This window comes from Streptomyces sp. NPDC026377 (assembly GCF_055567715.1).
On sequence record NZ_JBVHPV010000024.1, the window covers coordinates 15,171 to 17,496 of the forward strand.

General features: G+C 69.9%; 2 protein-coding genes. Both read left to right on the forward strand.

Annotated elements, in window-relative coordinates; all coding sequences use genetic code 11:
- The coding region (locus ACZ4MU_RS32365) for an FG-GAP repeat domain-containing protein (RefSeq protein WP_467883108.1) at positions 1-325 on the forward strand (325 nt) is incomplete at its 5' end.
- A gap of 300 nt (positions 326-625) precedes the next feature.
- A partial coding sequence (locus ACZ4MU_RS32370; protein ID WP_467883109.1) for an SGNH/GDSL hydrolase family protein occupies positions 626-2,326 on the forward strand: 1,701 nt, incomplete at its 3' end.

The following is a 2,326-nucleotide window of genomic DNA, read 5'->3' on the forward strand; positions in this document are numbered from 1 at the left end:
GTACGACCGCGCCCGCCGCCTGACCGGCGGCTGGGACTTCACCCAGACCACCGCGGGCGACTTCGACGGCGACCGCAGAACCGACCTCGTCGCCCAGGACAGCCGAAGCAACCTCTGGATCTGGAAGGGCAAGGGAGACGGCACCTTCCGCGGCAAGGAACTCCTCAGCCGCAACTGGGCCAGTACCCAGACCACCGCAGGACCCTTCCGCGGCCCGGGCCGTGACTACCTCATCGCCCGCAGTGACACCACGGGCGACCTCAACCAGTGGATTACCGCAAACCCGCAGCTCACCAACCCCCTCCGACTCACCGACAACTGGTAACGGCAATATCAGGGCCGAAGTTCTTCCCCCCTGCCTCCAAGACCCTTCCGCGTCGCCCGAACTCTTGGGCTCTACCGAGCGATACAGCCGTGCCGGGCAGCGCTGCTGCCCGGCACGGGCGCTCATGACCGGATAGCCCTGGCGAGGCTGCCGCATGCCAGCCGCACTTCCGTTCCGACGGCAGGGTGCGCGTACATCCGCGCACACCCCCTGCCAGGTCGTCTCCACCACTGCCTGACACAGCAACCCGTACGAGGAGAACCACCGATGACGCCCTCCCGCCCGCGCAGGTATCGGGGGATGACACGCATACGCGGGACGGTGATGGTGGCGACAGGGCTGTCGGCCGCCCTGTTCGCCGTCGACGCCTCCGCCGCGGCGGCCGTCCAGCGGTCCCCGGTGTCATCGCCCGTCGCCGCCACCCGCTCGGCGGCAGCCGAGTGGACCCGTACCTGGGGCACGGCCCTCGGCACGGCGGCCCCCGCCGCCGAGTCCAAGGTCACCGGACGGCAGACGATCCGCATGGTGGTGCACACCAGCATCGCCGGCAGCTCCGCACGCATCCATCTGGCCAACACCTTCAGCACAGAACCCGTGACAATCGGGCACGCCACGATCGCCCGCCAGGACCAAGGGGCCGCCGCCCAGGACACCCCCGTGTCCCTGTCGTTCGGCGGTACGCGTCAAGCGGTGATCGCACCGGGCGAGAGCATCGACAGCGACCCCGCGGACTTTCCCGTCAAGGCCGACGAGAACCTCCTCGTCAGCCTGTACCTGCCCGAGCCCGTGACCACCGCGCCGTACCACCAGTACACGCTGACGACTTCGTACGCGTCGGCGCCGGGGGATGACACCGACCTCGCCGCAGCGAGCGGCTCCAAGAGCTTTCCCGCGCGCTTCCCGCACTGGGCCTACCTCAGCGGGCTGGACGTGACCGCCCGTGCCGGCGGTGGCACCGTCGTGGCGATCGGTGACTCGCAGACCGACGGCGGGCACACCACTCCCGACACGAACCGGCGGTGGACCGACGCCTACAGCCGGGCGCTGCAACAAGGAGGGCGTCCCAGCGGCGTCGTCAACGCCGGAATCTCTGGCAACCGCCTGCTGATCGACAGCACCGGTACCCGCGCCGTCTACGGGCCCGCGCTGGTCCGCCGCTTCGACCGCGACGCCCTGGAACAGCCCAACGCCACGCATCTGATCCTGTACTCCGGCGTCAACGACGTCCTGTACAACGAGGCCACCAGCGAAGCCCTCGTGGCGGCGGTCCGCGACCTCGCCGAGCGTGCGCACGCCGCCGGGCGCACTCTCACCGTCGCCACCCTCCCCGCGTTCGAGGGGAATCCGGACTACAGCGCGGCCAAGGAGCAGGTGCGCCAGGAGTACAACCGCTACATCCGCACGACCCGGGACATCGACAGTTACGTCGATTTCGATCGGGCCACGCGTGACCCGCTCAACCCCACGCGCCTGTTCGCCGGTTACTACACCCGCGGCGACGACCGGCTGCACCTCAACGACAACGGCAACCAGGCCATGGCCGACGTACTGGCTCCCGCCCCGGCCACCCGCCCCGCCCCGCGCTACTCCGAGACCACCGCCGCCGACTTCAACCGGGACGGCACCGCGGATCTCATCGCCCGGGACGGCCAGGGGGTGCTGTACCTGTGGCCCGGCAATCAGGACATCGACGCCCCGGGCCACGGTGACGGTACCTTCGGTGGACCGCGTCAGCTGACCGGAGGCTGGAGCTTCACCGAGACCACCGCCGCCGACTTCACCGGCGACGGCAAACCCGACCTCATCGCCAAGGACACCGCCAACAACCTCCACCTGTGGACCGGCCGAGGCGACGGCACCTTCGACCGCCCCCGCCAGCTCACCACCGGCTGGAACTTCACCGAAACCACCGCCGCCGACTTCACCGGCGACGGCAAACCCGACCTCATCGCCAAGGACACCGCCAACAACCTCCACCTGTGGACCGGCCGAGGCGACGGC